The 12028-nt window shown below is 63.9% G+C and carries 12 protein-coding genes and 1 pseudogene; 5 read left to right on the forward strand and 8 right to left on the reverse strand.

All coding sequences use genetic code 11. The annotated features are described in order from the left end of the window. Positions 1–35 precede the first annotated feature (35 nt). Positions 36–1598, forward strand: a complete 1563-nt coding sequence (locus NKJ81_RS00185) for a sugar ABC transporter ATP-binding protein (RefSeq protein ID WP_352539250.1) — start codon at positions 36–38, stop codon at positions 1596–1598. Next, positions 1595–2356 (forward strand): SDR family NAD(P)-dependent oxidoreductase, encoded by a 762-nt coding sequence (locus tag NKJ81_RS00190; RefSeq protein WP_352539251.1) that lies wholly within the window; start codon positions 1595–1597, stop codon positions 2354–2356. The genes NKJ81_RS00185 and NKJ81_RS00190 overlap by 4 nt, the downstream gene beginning before the upstream one ends. Here the strand turns inward: NKJ81_RS00190 and NKJ81_RS00195 are convergent. The 8 genes and pseudogenes from NKJ81_RS00195 to NKJ81_RS00230 all read right to left on the reverse strand — a co-directional run bounded on the left by NKJ81_RS00195 (position 2353) and on the right by NKJ81_RS00230 (position 8497). Then, positions 2353–3252 carry an aldose 1-epimerase gene (locus NKJ81_RS00195; RefSeq protein ID WP_352539252.1) on the reverse strand — a complete coding sequence of 300 codons (900 nt, stop codon included), beginning with the start codon at positions 3250–3252 and terminating at the stop codon, positions 2353–2355. The genes NKJ81_RS00190 and NKJ81_RS00195 overlap by 4 nt on opposite strands. Next, on the reverse strand, positions 3236–3820 hold the full coding sequence (locus NKJ81_RS00200) for an SDR family oxidoreductase (protein ID WP_352539253.1): 585 nt from the start codon (positions 3818–3820) through the stop codon (positions 3236–3238). The genes NKJ81_RS00195 and NKJ81_RS00200 overlap by 17 nt, the downstream gene beginning before the upstream one ends. An 8-nt stretch (positions 3821–3828) precedes the next feature. Continuing rightward, the gene (locus NKJ81_RS00205) at positions 3829–4596 is read right to left on the reverse strand and encodes an SDR family NAD(P)-dependent oxidoreductase (protein WP_352539254.1); all 768 of its coding nucleotides are present in this window, start codon (positions 4594–4596) and stop codon (positions 3829–3831) included. A 380-nt stretch (positions 4597–4976) separates the two neighbouring features. Then, positions 4977–5189, reverse strand: a pseudogene (locus tag NKJ81_RS00210) (hypothetical protein); the annotation flags it as partial. Between the two features lie 32 nt (positions 5190–5221). Beyond that, the gene (locus tag NKJ81_RS00215; RefSeq protein ID WP_352539256.1) at positions 5222–5944 is read right to left on the reverse strand and encodes a CE1759 family FMN reductase; all 723 of its coding nucleotides are present in this window, start codon (positions 5942–5944) and stop codon (positions 5222–5224) included. 36 nt (positions 5945–5980) lie between these two features. Continuing rightward, positions 5981–7207, reverse strand: coding sequence for a CE1758 family FMN-dependent luciferase-like monooxygenase (locus NKJ81_RS00220; protein ID WP_352539257.1), 1227 nt, complete (start codon positions 7205–7207; stop codon positions 5981–5983). Between the two features lie 98 nt (positions 7208–7305). Further along, positions 7306–7731, reverse strand: coding sequence for a DoxX family protein (locus tag NKJ81_RS00225; protein ID WP_352539258.1), 426 nt, complete (start codon positions 7729–7731; stop codon positions 7306–7308). A gap of 145 nt (positions 7732–7876) precedes the next feature. Continuing rightward, positions 7877–8497: an isochorismatase family protein gene (locus NKJ81_RS00230; protein ID WP_352539259.1), complete on the reverse strand. Its 621-nt coding sequence runs from the start codon at positions 8495–8497 to the stop codon at positions 7877–7879. Positions 8498–8623: 126 nt separating this feature from the next. Between NKJ81_RS00230 and NKJ81_RS00235 the strand changes: the two genes are divergently transcribed. The 3 genes from NKJ81_RS00235 to NKJ81_RS00245 all read left to right on the forward strand — a co-directional run bounded on the left by NKJ81_RS00235 (position 8624) and on the right by NKJ81_RS00245 (position 11982). Continuing rightward, positions 8624–9490, forward strand: a complete 867-nt coding sequence (locus NKJ81_RS00235; RefSeq protein ID WP_352539260.1) for a LysR family transcriptional regulator — start codon at positions 8624–8626, stop codon at positions 9488–9490. A 369-nt stretch (positions 9491–9859) separates the two neighbouring features. Then, entirely contained in the window at positions 9860–10888 is a 1029-nt protein-coding gene (locus NKJ81_RS00240) for an NADP-dependent oxidoreductase (protein ID WP_352539261.1), read from the forward strand. Between the two features lie 32 nt (positions 10889–10920). Continuing rightward, positions 10921–11982, forward strand: coding sequence for an alkene reductase (locus NKJ81_RS00245; protein ID WP_352469672.1), 1062 nt, complete (start codon positions 10921–10923; stop codon positions 11980–11982). Positions 11983–12028: the final 46 nt, after the last annotated feature.

Consider the following 12028-nt stretch of genomic DNA (forward strand, 5'->3'; position numbering starts at 1 on the left):
CTTGCGCGGGCCCGGTGCCTTTTGAGAGGATCGCCGTGTCCAACACCGCCCAAGCGCCTCTGTTCTCGGCCCACGCAATCGCCAAGAATTTTGGCGGCGTGCAAGCACTGCGTGGTGTCGACTTCGATGTGACATCGGGCGAAATCCATGCCCTGCTTGGGCAGAATGGCGCCGGCAAATCGACCCTGGTGAAAATCCTCAACGGTGTGCATCCGGCCGGCTCCTACACCGGCGCCATCCAACTTGACGGACGGCCGGTCAGTTTCGCCTCGCCTGCCGATGCGCGGTCGAACGGCGTCGGCTATGTGCCGCAGGAAATCGAGGTGCTCGAGCAGCTTTCGGTCGCCGAGAACGTCTTTGCCGGCCGGACCGGTCTCAGTGACGGCATGCTCGTCCACCAGCGCCAGCTCGAGCAGCGCGCCGGCGCGATCTTTGCCGAGCTTGGCATCGACATCAATCCCCGGGCCTATGTCGCGTCGCTGACCTCGGCGCAGCGCCATCTGGTGATGATTGCGCGCGCCATCGTGCTGAAGCCGCGCGTGCTGATGCTGGACGAGCCGACGGCCTCGCTGTCGGGCACGGAAGTCGACGCGCTGTTCAGCGTACTGCGGCGCCTGAAGGCGCAAGGCGTGGCGATGATCTACATCACCCATCGCCTGCCCGAAGTGCTCGCCATCTGCGACCGCGCCACCGTGCTGCGTGACGGACAAGTGGCGGTACGCATCGCAAGGGAGGATTTCGATGCCGAGACCTTCATCTTCTCGATGTCGGGCCAAAGGCTGCATCGGCTGTTTCCCGAGCATGTTGCACCTGTCGGCGCGCCGACCGCGCTGGAGGTCCGCCGTCTCACTGTCGCCGGCCACAGCGGCGCTGTTCATGGCGCGAAGGATATCAACCTCTCGGTGGCCGCCGGCGAGATCGTTGGACTGGCGGGGCTGCTCGGTTCCGGCCGCAGCGAGATCCTGCACGGCATCTATGGCCGGGTGCCGGCCGAGGGCGAAATCCGTGTCGCTGATCAGCCTGTAGCGATCAAATCGCCAAGCAATGCCCGCGCCGCCGGCATCGCCTTGTTGACCGAGGATCGCAAGCGCGACGGCCTGCTGTTCAACCTGCCGGTCGGCGCCAACATCACCATCGGCAATCTCGCGCCCCTATCGCGGCATGGCATGGTGCGTGGCGGACTGGAACGCAGCTCGATTCTCGCCGCCATGCGCGCGCTCAACGTCAAGGCATCGTCGCCGCAGACCGCGGTCACCCATCTTTCGGGCGGCAACCAGCAGAAGCTGCTGTTTGCCCGCGTGCTGATGCGGGCGCCGAAAGTGCTGCTGCTCGACGAGCCGACCAAGGGCGTCGACGCGGCAACCCGGCACGAGATCTACCGGCTTGTGGTTGAGCTCGCCGAGAAGGGCGTGGCCTTGCTCATCGTCGCTTCCGAGCTTGAAGAACTGATCGGCCTTTGCGACCGTTGCCTCGTCGTTGCCGATGGCCGCATCGTCGACGAATTCGGCCGCGGCGAAGGCGGCGAAGACCGCGTGCTGCGCTCGGTGACGGCAGCGCAAGCGGAACGCCACGCGATAGCTTCACAGGTCTCTGCATGATCTTTGCCGGCAAACGCGTTTTCGTCACGGGGGCTGCGACCGGTATCGGCCGGGCGACAGCGGAGTACCTTGCCGCCGAAGGTGCCAAGGTCTTTGGCGCAGGGCTGGATGGCGAAGAGGGAAACGCGCTCGCCGGTCGCTATACCGGAAGCCAGCTGATCTTTCACCAGAGCGACCTCACCCGCGAGGCCGAGGTGCAGGCGGCCGTGGCGGCAGCGACAGGGCGGTTTGGCGGTCTCGACGCGGTCATCAACTGCGCCGGCATCTATCCGACCGGCAAGCGGCTTGAAAAGCTTTCCGACGAGGAGTGGGACAGGACCATCGCCGTCAATTTGACGGCCATCTTTCGCGTCTGCCGCGCGACCTTGCCGCTGCTGCGCGCGGCTGGCGGCGGCTCGATCGTCAACATCGCCTCCGTGCATGCCGACGCAACGGTTCCCGGTGTGCCTGCCTATGCCGCGACAAAGGCGGCGGTCGTCGGCCTGTCGCGGCAGATGGCGCTTGACTATGCCGTCGACCGTATCCGCGTCAACGCCGTGCTGGTCGGTTCCGTCGCCACGAGGATGACGCTGGACGGGCTGGAAGCGGCCGGCGGTGCGGAAGCACTGGGCCTGTCCTTCGAGCCCAACAGGATCGCGCGCATCGCCAACCCTTCGGAGATCGCCACGGCAATAGGCTTCCTGATCTCCGATGCCGCGTCCTTCGTGACCGGCAGCGCCATGCAGGTGGATGGCGGGCTACTGGCGCGGCTGCTCTAGGTGTTAACCGCAAAGGGCATGAACAAGACTGTGCCAGCAGCGTTCTCGCCGGGGCCAAGCACGATCACGCCTTCGTTCGGATCGTCCCATCTGCCCCGGTTGAATGCGCCGGAGGCGTTGGTTTGCGGCTCGACGCAGAAATACGGTTTTGTGGGATCGGCATAAAGCATCAGATGCTTGAAGACGGGATCCGCAGCGATCCGCAACCCGACGCCGCGTGACGGAAAGCGAAGGGTCGCTTCGCCGCTCCAGCCGCCATAGTCGTTGTTGCGCCAGCCGCCCGACAAGGGCCGAGTCTCGGCATAGTCGAGTTCGGGTGGAAGCGTGATCCGATCACCGGAAATGCTCTCCGGTCCTTCGAGATAGAAGTGCCTGGCCTTGAACTGCAGCGTCACGTCCGGGTTGCGATCGAACCAGGGATGCAGGCCAAAGCCGAACGGCATGTCGACCAGCCCAGTGTTGGTCAGTGTCATGGTCACGCTAAGGCCCTCCTCGGAGACTACGAAAGCCTGCGTCGCGCGGTAGGAATAGGGCTCCGGTCCCGCGGCGATGTCCAGCGACAGCGTCGCGTCGATGGCGCCTGCCTTGGTGACAGTCCAGGCGTGTTGCCAGCCGCTGCCATGCACGTTGAATTTTTCCGGCGGATTGTTGGGCAGGACCTGCCAGCGTTTTGCTGCGAACTCGAAGGCGTTTCCGGTGATGCGGTTGGCGTAGGGCATCATCGGGAACATGGCGACGCCAAGCACATTGCCGGCGTCAAGATCCTCCTTCGAAAGCCGGCGCATGAGATCGATGCCGTGCCAGCGCAGCGAACTGACGCTGCCGCCGATTTGCGGCACCAGGGCGACCTCAAGCGCTTCGGCCTTGAGCGTCAACCGATCAGAAATTACGCCCATAGCCTGCCATCCATCCACCATCGACACCCAGCATCTGGCCGGTCGCATAGGTGTTCAGTGGATCGCAGAAGAACAGCACGGCCGCAACTGCTTCCTCGATGCTGCCGGCGCGGCCGACCGGTGTGTGGCTGAGCATGGCCTTGTCGCCCGAAACCATGGTTTCATCCTCGACCGTGCCGACGCCGACGGCATTGACCAGCACCTTAGGGCCGAACTCCATGGCCAGCGTGCGCATGCCGGCAAGGATCGAGGCGTTCTCCATGGAAAAGCGCGGATGGCGGCGCATTGGCATGCCGGCGGTCACCGACAGCAGGAAGACGATGCGCCCGCTGCCGCGCTCGGTCATGGTCACGGCAGCCTTGCGCGCATCGGCGTAGTGAGACCGCGGATCGCGCGTCGCCGATCCTGGCCACAACGCGCAGGAGATCAGCAGGATATCGGCGGCCCGTGCATGGGAACCCTCGACCAGATGGCCGCCATTGGCCTGCAACGCGGCAAGTGCGGCCTCGGCCACCGGATTGGTGTCGCCATCGACTGCGTAAGCAGTGCCCTCGAGATCGATTTCCATGCCCGCACTCACATCATGTATCCTGCTGTCCAGCCGCCATCGACGGCCAGCACCTGGCCGTTGATATAACTGGCGATGGGGGAAGCAAGGAACAGCACCGCCTCGGCGATCTCCTCCGGCCGGGCCGGCCGGCCAAGCGGCACATGGGCGAGGAACTCCTCGGTACGTCCGGCGAACTTGCCGTCCTCGCCATAGAACAGTTTGGCGGTGAGCGCTGTCATCACTGAACCCGGCGCGATCGCATTGGTCAGGATGCCCTTTTCGCCCAGTTCAATCGCCATCGAGCGCGTCAGGTGGATGATGCCGGCCTTGGCGGCGACAAACGGGCTCTGCAGGCGCATCGCCGCCAAGCCGACCACCGAGGCGATGTTGACGATGCGGCCGCCTCTGCCGGCGGCAAGCATCGGCACAAGCGCCGCGCGGCTCATGATGTAGAGGCCGTCGAGATCGATGCCGGTGATGCGATCCCATTCCTCGACTGGAAATTCATTGATGGTGACGCGGTGCGCCAGTGTGTTGACGCCGGCATTGTTGACGAGAATGTCGAGGCGGCCGTAGCGCGCCATGGTGGCGGCGATCGCGTCGTCCACCGAAGCCGGATCGCGGATGTCGACGGCACAGGCCATCGCGCTGCTCAGGGTTGCCGCTACGCGCTCGGCGCCTTCCATGTCGATATCGGCGACAACGATTGCAGCATCATTGTCGGACAGCCGTTTGGCGATAGCGCTGCCGATCGCTCCCGCTGCACCAGTGACCAGCGCTGTCTTACCTCTCAAATCGCATCGCATGCGTCATTCCCCACCTTCGATCAGAATTATGCTATTATAATGCTATAGGCTTCACAACAGAGCAGATTCGAACCGGAAGGAACGTCACAAACGCATCGCATAACATTGCCTGAGGTGCACGAGGCACGCAGCGTCGGCTTCACCAGTAGCGGGCGCCGGTCCGACCCCCCGCAGGAATAGACAGCCGCTTGACACGAGCCTTCTGAGGGTAAGGCACTCCTTGCGCCAGATTTGTAGCCAGGACGGCCTCGTCAGCCGCTGCAGCGAAGTCGGAACTGGCAGCGCGATGAGTGGGGGGAAAGGCGGTATCCCTCTCCCGCTACCATCACTACCTTGTCCAACCCGGAGACATGGGTAACAGATTGTACTTAAGACATGGGTGACAACCTCGTGCCGAACGGGTTGTCGATGGTCTGCAAGGTCCTCTGTTCCAAGTCGATATACCCGAGATCGTAATGCATGAAGCTGACGAGCCAAATGCCGTCGTCGATCTCCTTGATTCCCAGCCTCTGACCGGCGAGCACGGTCGAGACGTTGATCTTCTTCCTGTGCATGCAGATGCGGCCGCAAGCGATAACTAGGCCAAAGGATTGGGCAAGGAAATTCAGCTCCCTCAGCCTCTGACGATCATCCGCTCTACAGCCGTCCCTCCTGCGGCCAGCTTCATCAGATCGGTGTCGAAATTGACATCGGCAGCGCTGCGCTCCGCGCGCGCCGCATTGCCTGCGAACTGGTGTTGATAGCCTTTCCATGCCGCGTCCGCGATGGATCGGCTGGTGCCACTCAACAGGAACTGGGTGAGCTCGGTAGCAGCTCGATCGATGCGACCGCCGAGCTCCGGCGACCCCCAATCTTCCGGGGCAGCAAAGATCGACGTCGGCACGGGAAAAGTGCGCAGAAACGCGAAAAGCGGGCGCATCTGCGCGTCCGCGACCATCGCATGGCGAGCGGTGCCGGCCGTCGCGGCGAGGATCACCGGTTTGGCAATGAGCAAATCGTTGTCGAGGATATCGATGAACGACTTGAACAGCCCGCTGACACCGGCCTTGTAGACTGGCGTGGCGGCAACGACGGCATCCGCGCCGGCAAGCGTTTCGATTACGGACTGCACCTTGGCCTCGGGAAATCCGGCCACCACGGCACGCGCAATATCGACTGCAAGCGGAGCCAGGTCGATGACGCTAAGGACGGCGGTCTTTCCCGTACCAGTGATATGTTCGATGCTCTTCTGTGCGATGCGGTCGGCCAGCATCCGCGTTGTCGAGGGATCGTTTACGCCTGCGTTCACGACGACGAGCCGCACGGGCTTCCCCCTGTTCTCGATGGTCTTCGTCATCTCTCTAATCCTTTCCCTGAAGACACCACCGGGGGCCTACCGCTTTGCGACATTGCCGGACCGGGCGGCCTGCCCCGCGACCAGCGGGGCGCGCGCTGTAACGTTTTCGTCAGTATCGTGATACGGCCGGACATCCGTCAGGTTGTCTCCGCGATTGGCATTCGGACGCGGCTGGCGCGGCGCCTGGTCTCCATACTTGACTTCCACCAGGCTCCGGTGCGTCGGGGCTATGGCGGCGCCCGGCGAGCGTCGCGCCGCCATCTCCTTGCGGAGCACGGGCACCACCTCAGTGCCCAGCAGCTCGACCTGCTCGAGAGCCATCTCCAGCGGCAATCCCATGGCGTCGAGAACCCAGAGTTGCCGCTGGTAGTCGCCGAAGGCTTCCCGGAAGCTCAGCGTCCTGTCGATGACCTCCTGCGGGCTGCCAACACTGAGCGGCGTATCGCGCGAATATTCTTCCAGCCGATAGGTCTTTCCGTAGATGGGGCTGCCTTCGAAATAGGGCCGGAATCGGCCGTATGCGTCCTGCGAGCGCTTGGCGATGAAGGCATAGCCACCAAGCCCGACGACGGCCTGCTCCTTGGTGCCGTGTCCGTAATGCTCGAACCGCTCGCGGTAGAAGTTCACCAGCGGCAGGAAGTGCAGGTTGGGCGCAAGGATGTTGTTGGCGAAATAGCCGTTCCCGTAAAAAGCCGCCTGCTCGGCGATCTCCGGAGTGCGGATCGAGCCGTGCCAGACAAAGGGAGGAACGTCGTCGAGCGGACGCGGGATCGACGTGAAGCCTTGCAGCGGGGTCCGGAATTTGCCTTGCCAATCGACAACGTCCTCGCGCCACAGCTTGTGGAGCAGATTGTAGTTCTCGAGCGCCAGTGCGACGCCGTCACGCATGTCCTGCCCAAACCAGGGATAGACCGGCACTGTATTCCCGCGGCCGAGCATCAGGTCCATCCGCCCCTTCGAGAGATGCTGCAGCATCGCGTAGTCTTCCGCGATCTTCACCGGGTCATTGGTCGTGATGAGCGTCACGGCGGTGCTGAGGATGATGCGCTGCGTCTGCGCGGCGATATGGGCGAGCAGAGTCGTCGGCGAGGACGAGAAAAAGGGTGGGTTGTGGTGCTCGCCGATGGCGAAGACATCGAGCCCGACCTCGTCCGCCCGCTTCGCGATCTTGACGATCGCATCGATCCGCTGCGCCTCGCTCGGCGTGACGCCTGTGATCGGGTTGCGCGTTACGTCGCTGACAGAGAAGATTCCGAATTGCATTTTGAAGCTCCAGGGGCTCGATGTCGGTAGATGTCTGCGTCAAGGGGTCGTGATCCGCGAGTGGCGGGCCGGCCTACCCTCTTCGTGACTCGCCATGCTCAGCGAGCCGGGATCTTGGCTTTCCGCAGCCGGGCCCAGGCAATGAACAAGGACAAGGCGAGCAGCGTCAGGTTGATGGGCAGCATCTTGGCCGTCTCGCCGAGCAGCGCATGCGTGATGATCGCCCCCACCTGTATGAGTGAAAGCCCGACAGCCGCCAGCGGCGTCAGCCAGGGCTTGATCCGCGTCGCGGCCGGCAGGATGAGACCGACAGCGCCCAGCACTTCGAGAGTGCCGATCAGCCGTGTGACGGCTTCCGGTACATGGGTGACGAAGCTCATGCTCGCGGCGAGCGCGTCGATGGGCTGTGTCAGTTTCGCGCCACCGGCTGCCAGATAGAGGAGAGCCAGGAGCGCCTGTGCGATCCACAGCGCCAGGCTCCAACGATTGATGGGGCCGCGAACGGCGCCGGTTTGAGTGTTCATTTTGATCGTCCTTTTCGAAAATAGGGAAATTGGCGGCGGGAGAGCCGACTATGCGGGGCTCGTCGGTGCTGCCGGTGGAACAGGCGGGAAAAATCGGCCCTGTCAGAGGCTTCCCCGCCGCTCCAACCGTGCTCGGCCTGGCGCTTCAGGCGGCCTTTGCGGCCGGACCCTGCAGCTTCGCAAGCTCCTCGTAATACCAGTACACCAGCGCGCGGGCCTTGTCGGACACCGGCCCCGCCCAGTCGCGGAAGAGTTCGGTAACGACAGCCAAGGCCGTACTGGGGACCGCCCCGGCATGAGTGAGCCGCTGGATCGCCGTGCTGTGGGCAAGCTGCGACCGACCGCCGACGGCGTCGACCGGGAAAGCCACGTCATGGCCGTCCTTGAGCGCATCGATGACCGGGAAAGCAAGGCAGATCTCGGTCCAGAGGGCGCCGATGATCAGCCGTCTGCGGCCGGTCTTCTCGACCGCGGCGCGAAAGGCCGGATCTTCCCACGAGTTCATTGTCGAGCGATCGATCACCTCGATGCCGGGCAGTTCGGCGAGGATCGCCGGAACCGTGAGGCCGTTGACACCCATGTTTGCACCGACCGTCGAGAGAATAATGGGCATGTCGAAAGCCCGTGCAGCCCTGATCAGTAGCCGCACGTTGAGCTCGACCAGGTTGGCCGGCGTTTCGGATCGGATCTGGCTGAACATTTCCGGCTGGTAGTCGATCAGCACCAGCGCAGATTCTTCGTATTTCCACACGTCTTGCACGCTCATCTATTTCTCCATGGGGTTGGTCCGGCGCGGCTATGCCGGATGAACTGACCCACAAAGGATGGCGTTCCTTGACGGCTTAAGGTAGCCTCCGGTTTTGCGATTGATTGTTGCTGAAAGCGGAACGCGATGGAGATTGAAGACGTCAGGACTTTCGTGGAGATCGCGGAGGGGCGAGGCATATCGCCTGCCGCGCGGCGGCTGGGCGTCGCAAAATCCGTCGTCAGCCGCCGACTGGCTCGGCTGGAGGAAACGCTCGGAAGCCAGTTGCTCTCTCGCACGACTCGCGGCGCCGCCTTGACGGAGGCCGGCGCGACGTTCCGTGACCACGCCACTCGCATCCTCGGCGAGTTCGAGGCGGCACAGGATGCGATAGCACCCGATGGCGCGGTGCGCGGGCTGCTGCGTATCGCCGCGCCCCTGTCTGGCGGGCCGAGGCTTGTCGCCCCGGTTCTTGCCGAACTCGCTCGACGCCATCCCTTGCTGCATGTTCATGCAGCCTACAGCGATCGTTTCGTGGATCTGATTTCCGAGGGCTTCGACGCGGGAATCAGGGCGGGATTTCTGCCTGACTCGAGCCTGATCGCCAGACGCATTCGGCCCATATCCGGCATGCTTGTCGCCAGCCCCGCCTATGTCGCCGGGCATGGGGCACCGCAAACGCTTGGCCAACTCGCGGATCACGAGTGCCTGTTGCAGGGGACCGAAGCATGGCGGTTCGTCGAGGGAGGCAAAACGATCGCGGTCCATCCTCACGGTCGTTTCAAGGCGGATAACGGCGAAGCGCTGCTTTCGGCGGCGCTGGCCGGACTCGGCGTGGCGGCCCTGCCGGATTTCCTGATCGAGCCCCACATCGCCTCCGGTGCGCTCATCCCCCTGCTTGCCGACCACACGGTGGTCGCGGCAGGGCTTTATGTGGTGCGTCCTCCCGGCGACTTCCCGCCACGCAAAGTCAGAGCGCTGATCGACATCATGCTCGAATATCACGCCGGCTGAGGACGGGCGCCCGACGGCCAATGGAGATCGGCGGCTGTGCACTCTGCGGACCCGGCCGAAGGCTATGGTTAGTATTCGATCGAGACACTGGCAGAACTCGCCTTCAAGCGGCTCAAGAGCGGCATGGGCACCCATAAGCTTCCTGCACGCGATGAGCGGCTCGTCCGAAGCTGGCTCATGGCCCATCTGATCCTGGCGCTGATGATCGACGAGCCCGATCACGCGCCGCTACAAGGTCGCCGTCGGCCGACCGCTTTTCCGCCTGGCCGAAAAGCACCGTACGGATAAGGCCACAAATACGAAATTGGAGACGCCGGAAGGCCATTAGGTGTCTCTCCAGCGAGACAGACTGTCTTATTTCGATGACTTATGGCGCGGATTTCGAACGCATACCTTCTGCCAAGAAGGAGAACCTACATGATCCAATCCGCTGATCTCAAGCGCGGGGCCTCCACATCCGAACCGCTTGCCCCCGGCCGAGCCTTACGTCTTCAAGCCTATGGCGGCCCCGAATCGCTGACAGTCGATAGCGTATCCGCGCCCGAGCCGGGTCCGGGCGAGGTCTTGGTGTCGGTCAAGGCCGCCGCGGTAAACGGTATCGACTGGAAAATCCGTGAAGGCTACCTCCGCGAGCGCTTCAAGCTGACCCTGCCCGCGACGCTTGGCATCGAAATGGCCGGCGTCGTGCTTCGGACCGGCCCCGGCGTCACAGGCGTGAAGCCCGGGGATCGGGTTATGGCCGCCATCGGTGGCGTCGGAGCCTACGCCGACCATCTGGTCATCAACGCCGAGAAGCTCGTCCTGACGCCGGCATCACTGTCCGACGTGGAGGCGGCGGCCATTCCGGTCGCGGCGATGACAGCCTGGCATGTCATTCAGGCGGCGGATTTCGACCTCTCCGGACGGCGGGTGCTGATCCATGGCGCAGCCGGCGGCGTGGGCGGCTTTGCCGTCCAGTTCGCCAAGGCGGCCAGAGCGACGGTCTTTGCCACGGCCTCGACCAATAGCCTGCCACATGTCCGGGCGCTCGGCGCGGACGAGGTGATCGAATATCGGCAGCAGAACTTCGAGCTGCTTGCGCGCGACATCGATTTCGTCGTCGACCTCGTCGGTGGTGAGGTCGTGAACCGCTCCTGGGCAGTCCTGTCGCCCGATGGCCTTCTCGTAAGCATCGCCGCCACGGACCTCGCATCACGTACGCCGCCAGGCCGCCGCGGCGTCTTTTTATCGAACAAACCTGATACCGCGCGCCTGACCGCGATCGCCCAGCAGGTCGCCGTCGGCGCCCTGCGATCGACGATCGCCGACGTGGTGGGCTTCGATGATTTGGCTTCCGCAATCGAGCGCAATCGCACCGGCCACGCACCCGGCAAGATCGTCGCTGATTTCACCCGCTGATCACCAAGTTTTCAACTTTCAAGGAGTTTATCATGACGACTATCTGGAGTCCGGTCCGCGTGGGCCAAATGGACCTGCCCCACCGCCTGGCCTTGGCCCCGATGACTCGCAGCCGTGCCGAGTTCAACGGCGTACCGGGCGAGCACGCCGCTGAATACTACGCCCAGCGCGCCTCCCTTGGCCTGCTGATAACCGAGGGTGTGCAACCCTCGGCCGATGGCCAGGGCTATTTCGCGACGCCGGGGATCCACGCACCCGAACATGTCGCCGGCTGGCGCAAGGTCACCGATGCGGTTCACGCAAAAGGCGCGAAGATCTTCCTGCAGCTCATGCATGTCGGCCGCATGTCGCACCCGGACAACACGCCGCATCACCGTCAGCCCGTCGCCCCATCGGCCGTCGCGCCCGGTGAGCAGATGTTCACTGCGAGCGGCATGCAGCCCATCCCCGAGCCGCGCGCGCTGACGACCGAGGAAGTCGCCGCCACGGTGCAGGACTTCCGGCGGGCCGCGCGGCTGGCTATCGATGCCGGCGCCGACGGCGTCGAGATTCACGGCGCCAACGGCTATATCGTCCATCAGTTCTTTGCGCCGAACGCCAATCACCGGACCGACGCCTATGGCGGGCCGATCGCTAACCGCATTCGGTTCGCCGTCGAAGTGGCGCAGGCTGTCGCCGATGAGATCGGCGCCGATCGCACCGCTATCCGCCTTTCGCCAGGCCTGCCTTTGGGCGGGCTTGATGAAGGTCCGGAGAGTCCTGCGCTCTATCGCGAACTGGTCGCCGCGCTGGCACCACTGAAGCTGGCCTATCTCCATCTGATGTATGGCGGGGGCGACGAGTTCCTCGCCGACATCCGCCGTGCGTGGCCCACGACCCTGATGGTGCTGCGGCTTGGCCGCACACGCGAAGCCCTGGACCAGGACATCGTCTCGGGCCAGGCAGACATGACCTCGATCGGCCGTTGGGCTTTGGCCAATCCCGACTTCGTCGAGCGTCTGCGGTTGGGCGCGCCCGTCAACGAGCCCGATCCATCCACCTTCTATGGCGGTGGCGCGGCCGGCTACACGGACTATCCGCGGCTTGCGGGCTGATGCGTCGGCTGCTGTAGTTCATCGGACTGCAGCAGCCACCTTCTGG

Source organism: Mesorhizobium sp. M0018, from assembly GCF_040323955.1.
Taxonomy (GTDB): domain Bacteria; phylum Pseudomonadota; class Alphaproteobacteria; order Rhizobiales; family Rhizobiaceae; genus Mesorhizobium.

Bases quoted from the DNA above. Each gene is read 5' to 3' on its own strand.
- NKJ81_RS00190 (WP_352539251.1), top strand. From the start codon at position 1,595: ATGATCTTTGCCGGCAAACGCGTTTTCGTCACGGGGGCTGCGACCGGT.
- NKJ81_RS00195 (WP_352539252.1), bottom strand. From the start codon at position 3,252: ATGGGCGTAATTTCTGATCGGTTGACGCTCAAGGCCGAAGCGCTTGAG.
- NKJ81_RS00200 (WP_352539253.1), bottom strand. From the start codon at position 3,820: ATGGAAATCGATCTCGAGGGCACTGCTTACGCAGTCGATGGCGACACC.
- NKJ81_RS00215 (WP_352539256.1), bottom strand. From the start codon at position 5,944: ATGACGAAGACCATCGAGAACAGGGGGAAGCCCGTGCGGCTCGTCGTC.
- NKJ81_RS00220 (WP_352539257.1), bottom strand. From the start codon at position 7,207: ATGCAATTCGGAATCTTCTCTGTCAGCGACGTAACGCGCAACCCGATC.
- NKJ81_RS00225 (WP_352539258.1), bottom strand. From the start codon at position 7,731: ATGAACACTCAAACCGGCGCCGTTCGCGGCCCCATCAATCGTTGGAGC.
- NKJ81_RS00230 (WP_352539259.1), bottom strand. From the start codon at position 8,497: ATGAGCGTGCAAGACGTGTGGAAATACGAAGAATCTGCGCTGGTGCTG.
- NKJ81_RS00235 (WP_352539260.1), top strand. From the start codon at position 8,624: ATGGAGATTGAAGACGTCAGGACTTTCGTGGAGATCGCGGAGGGGCGA.
- NKJ81_RS00240 (WP_352539261.1), top strand. From the start codon at position 9,860: ATGGCGCGGATTTCGAACGCATACCTTCTGCCAAGAAGGAGAACCTAC.
- NKJ81_RS00245 (WP_352469672.1), top strand. From the start codon at position 10,921: ATGACGACTATCTGGAGTCCGGTCCGCGTGGGCCAAATGGACCTGCCC.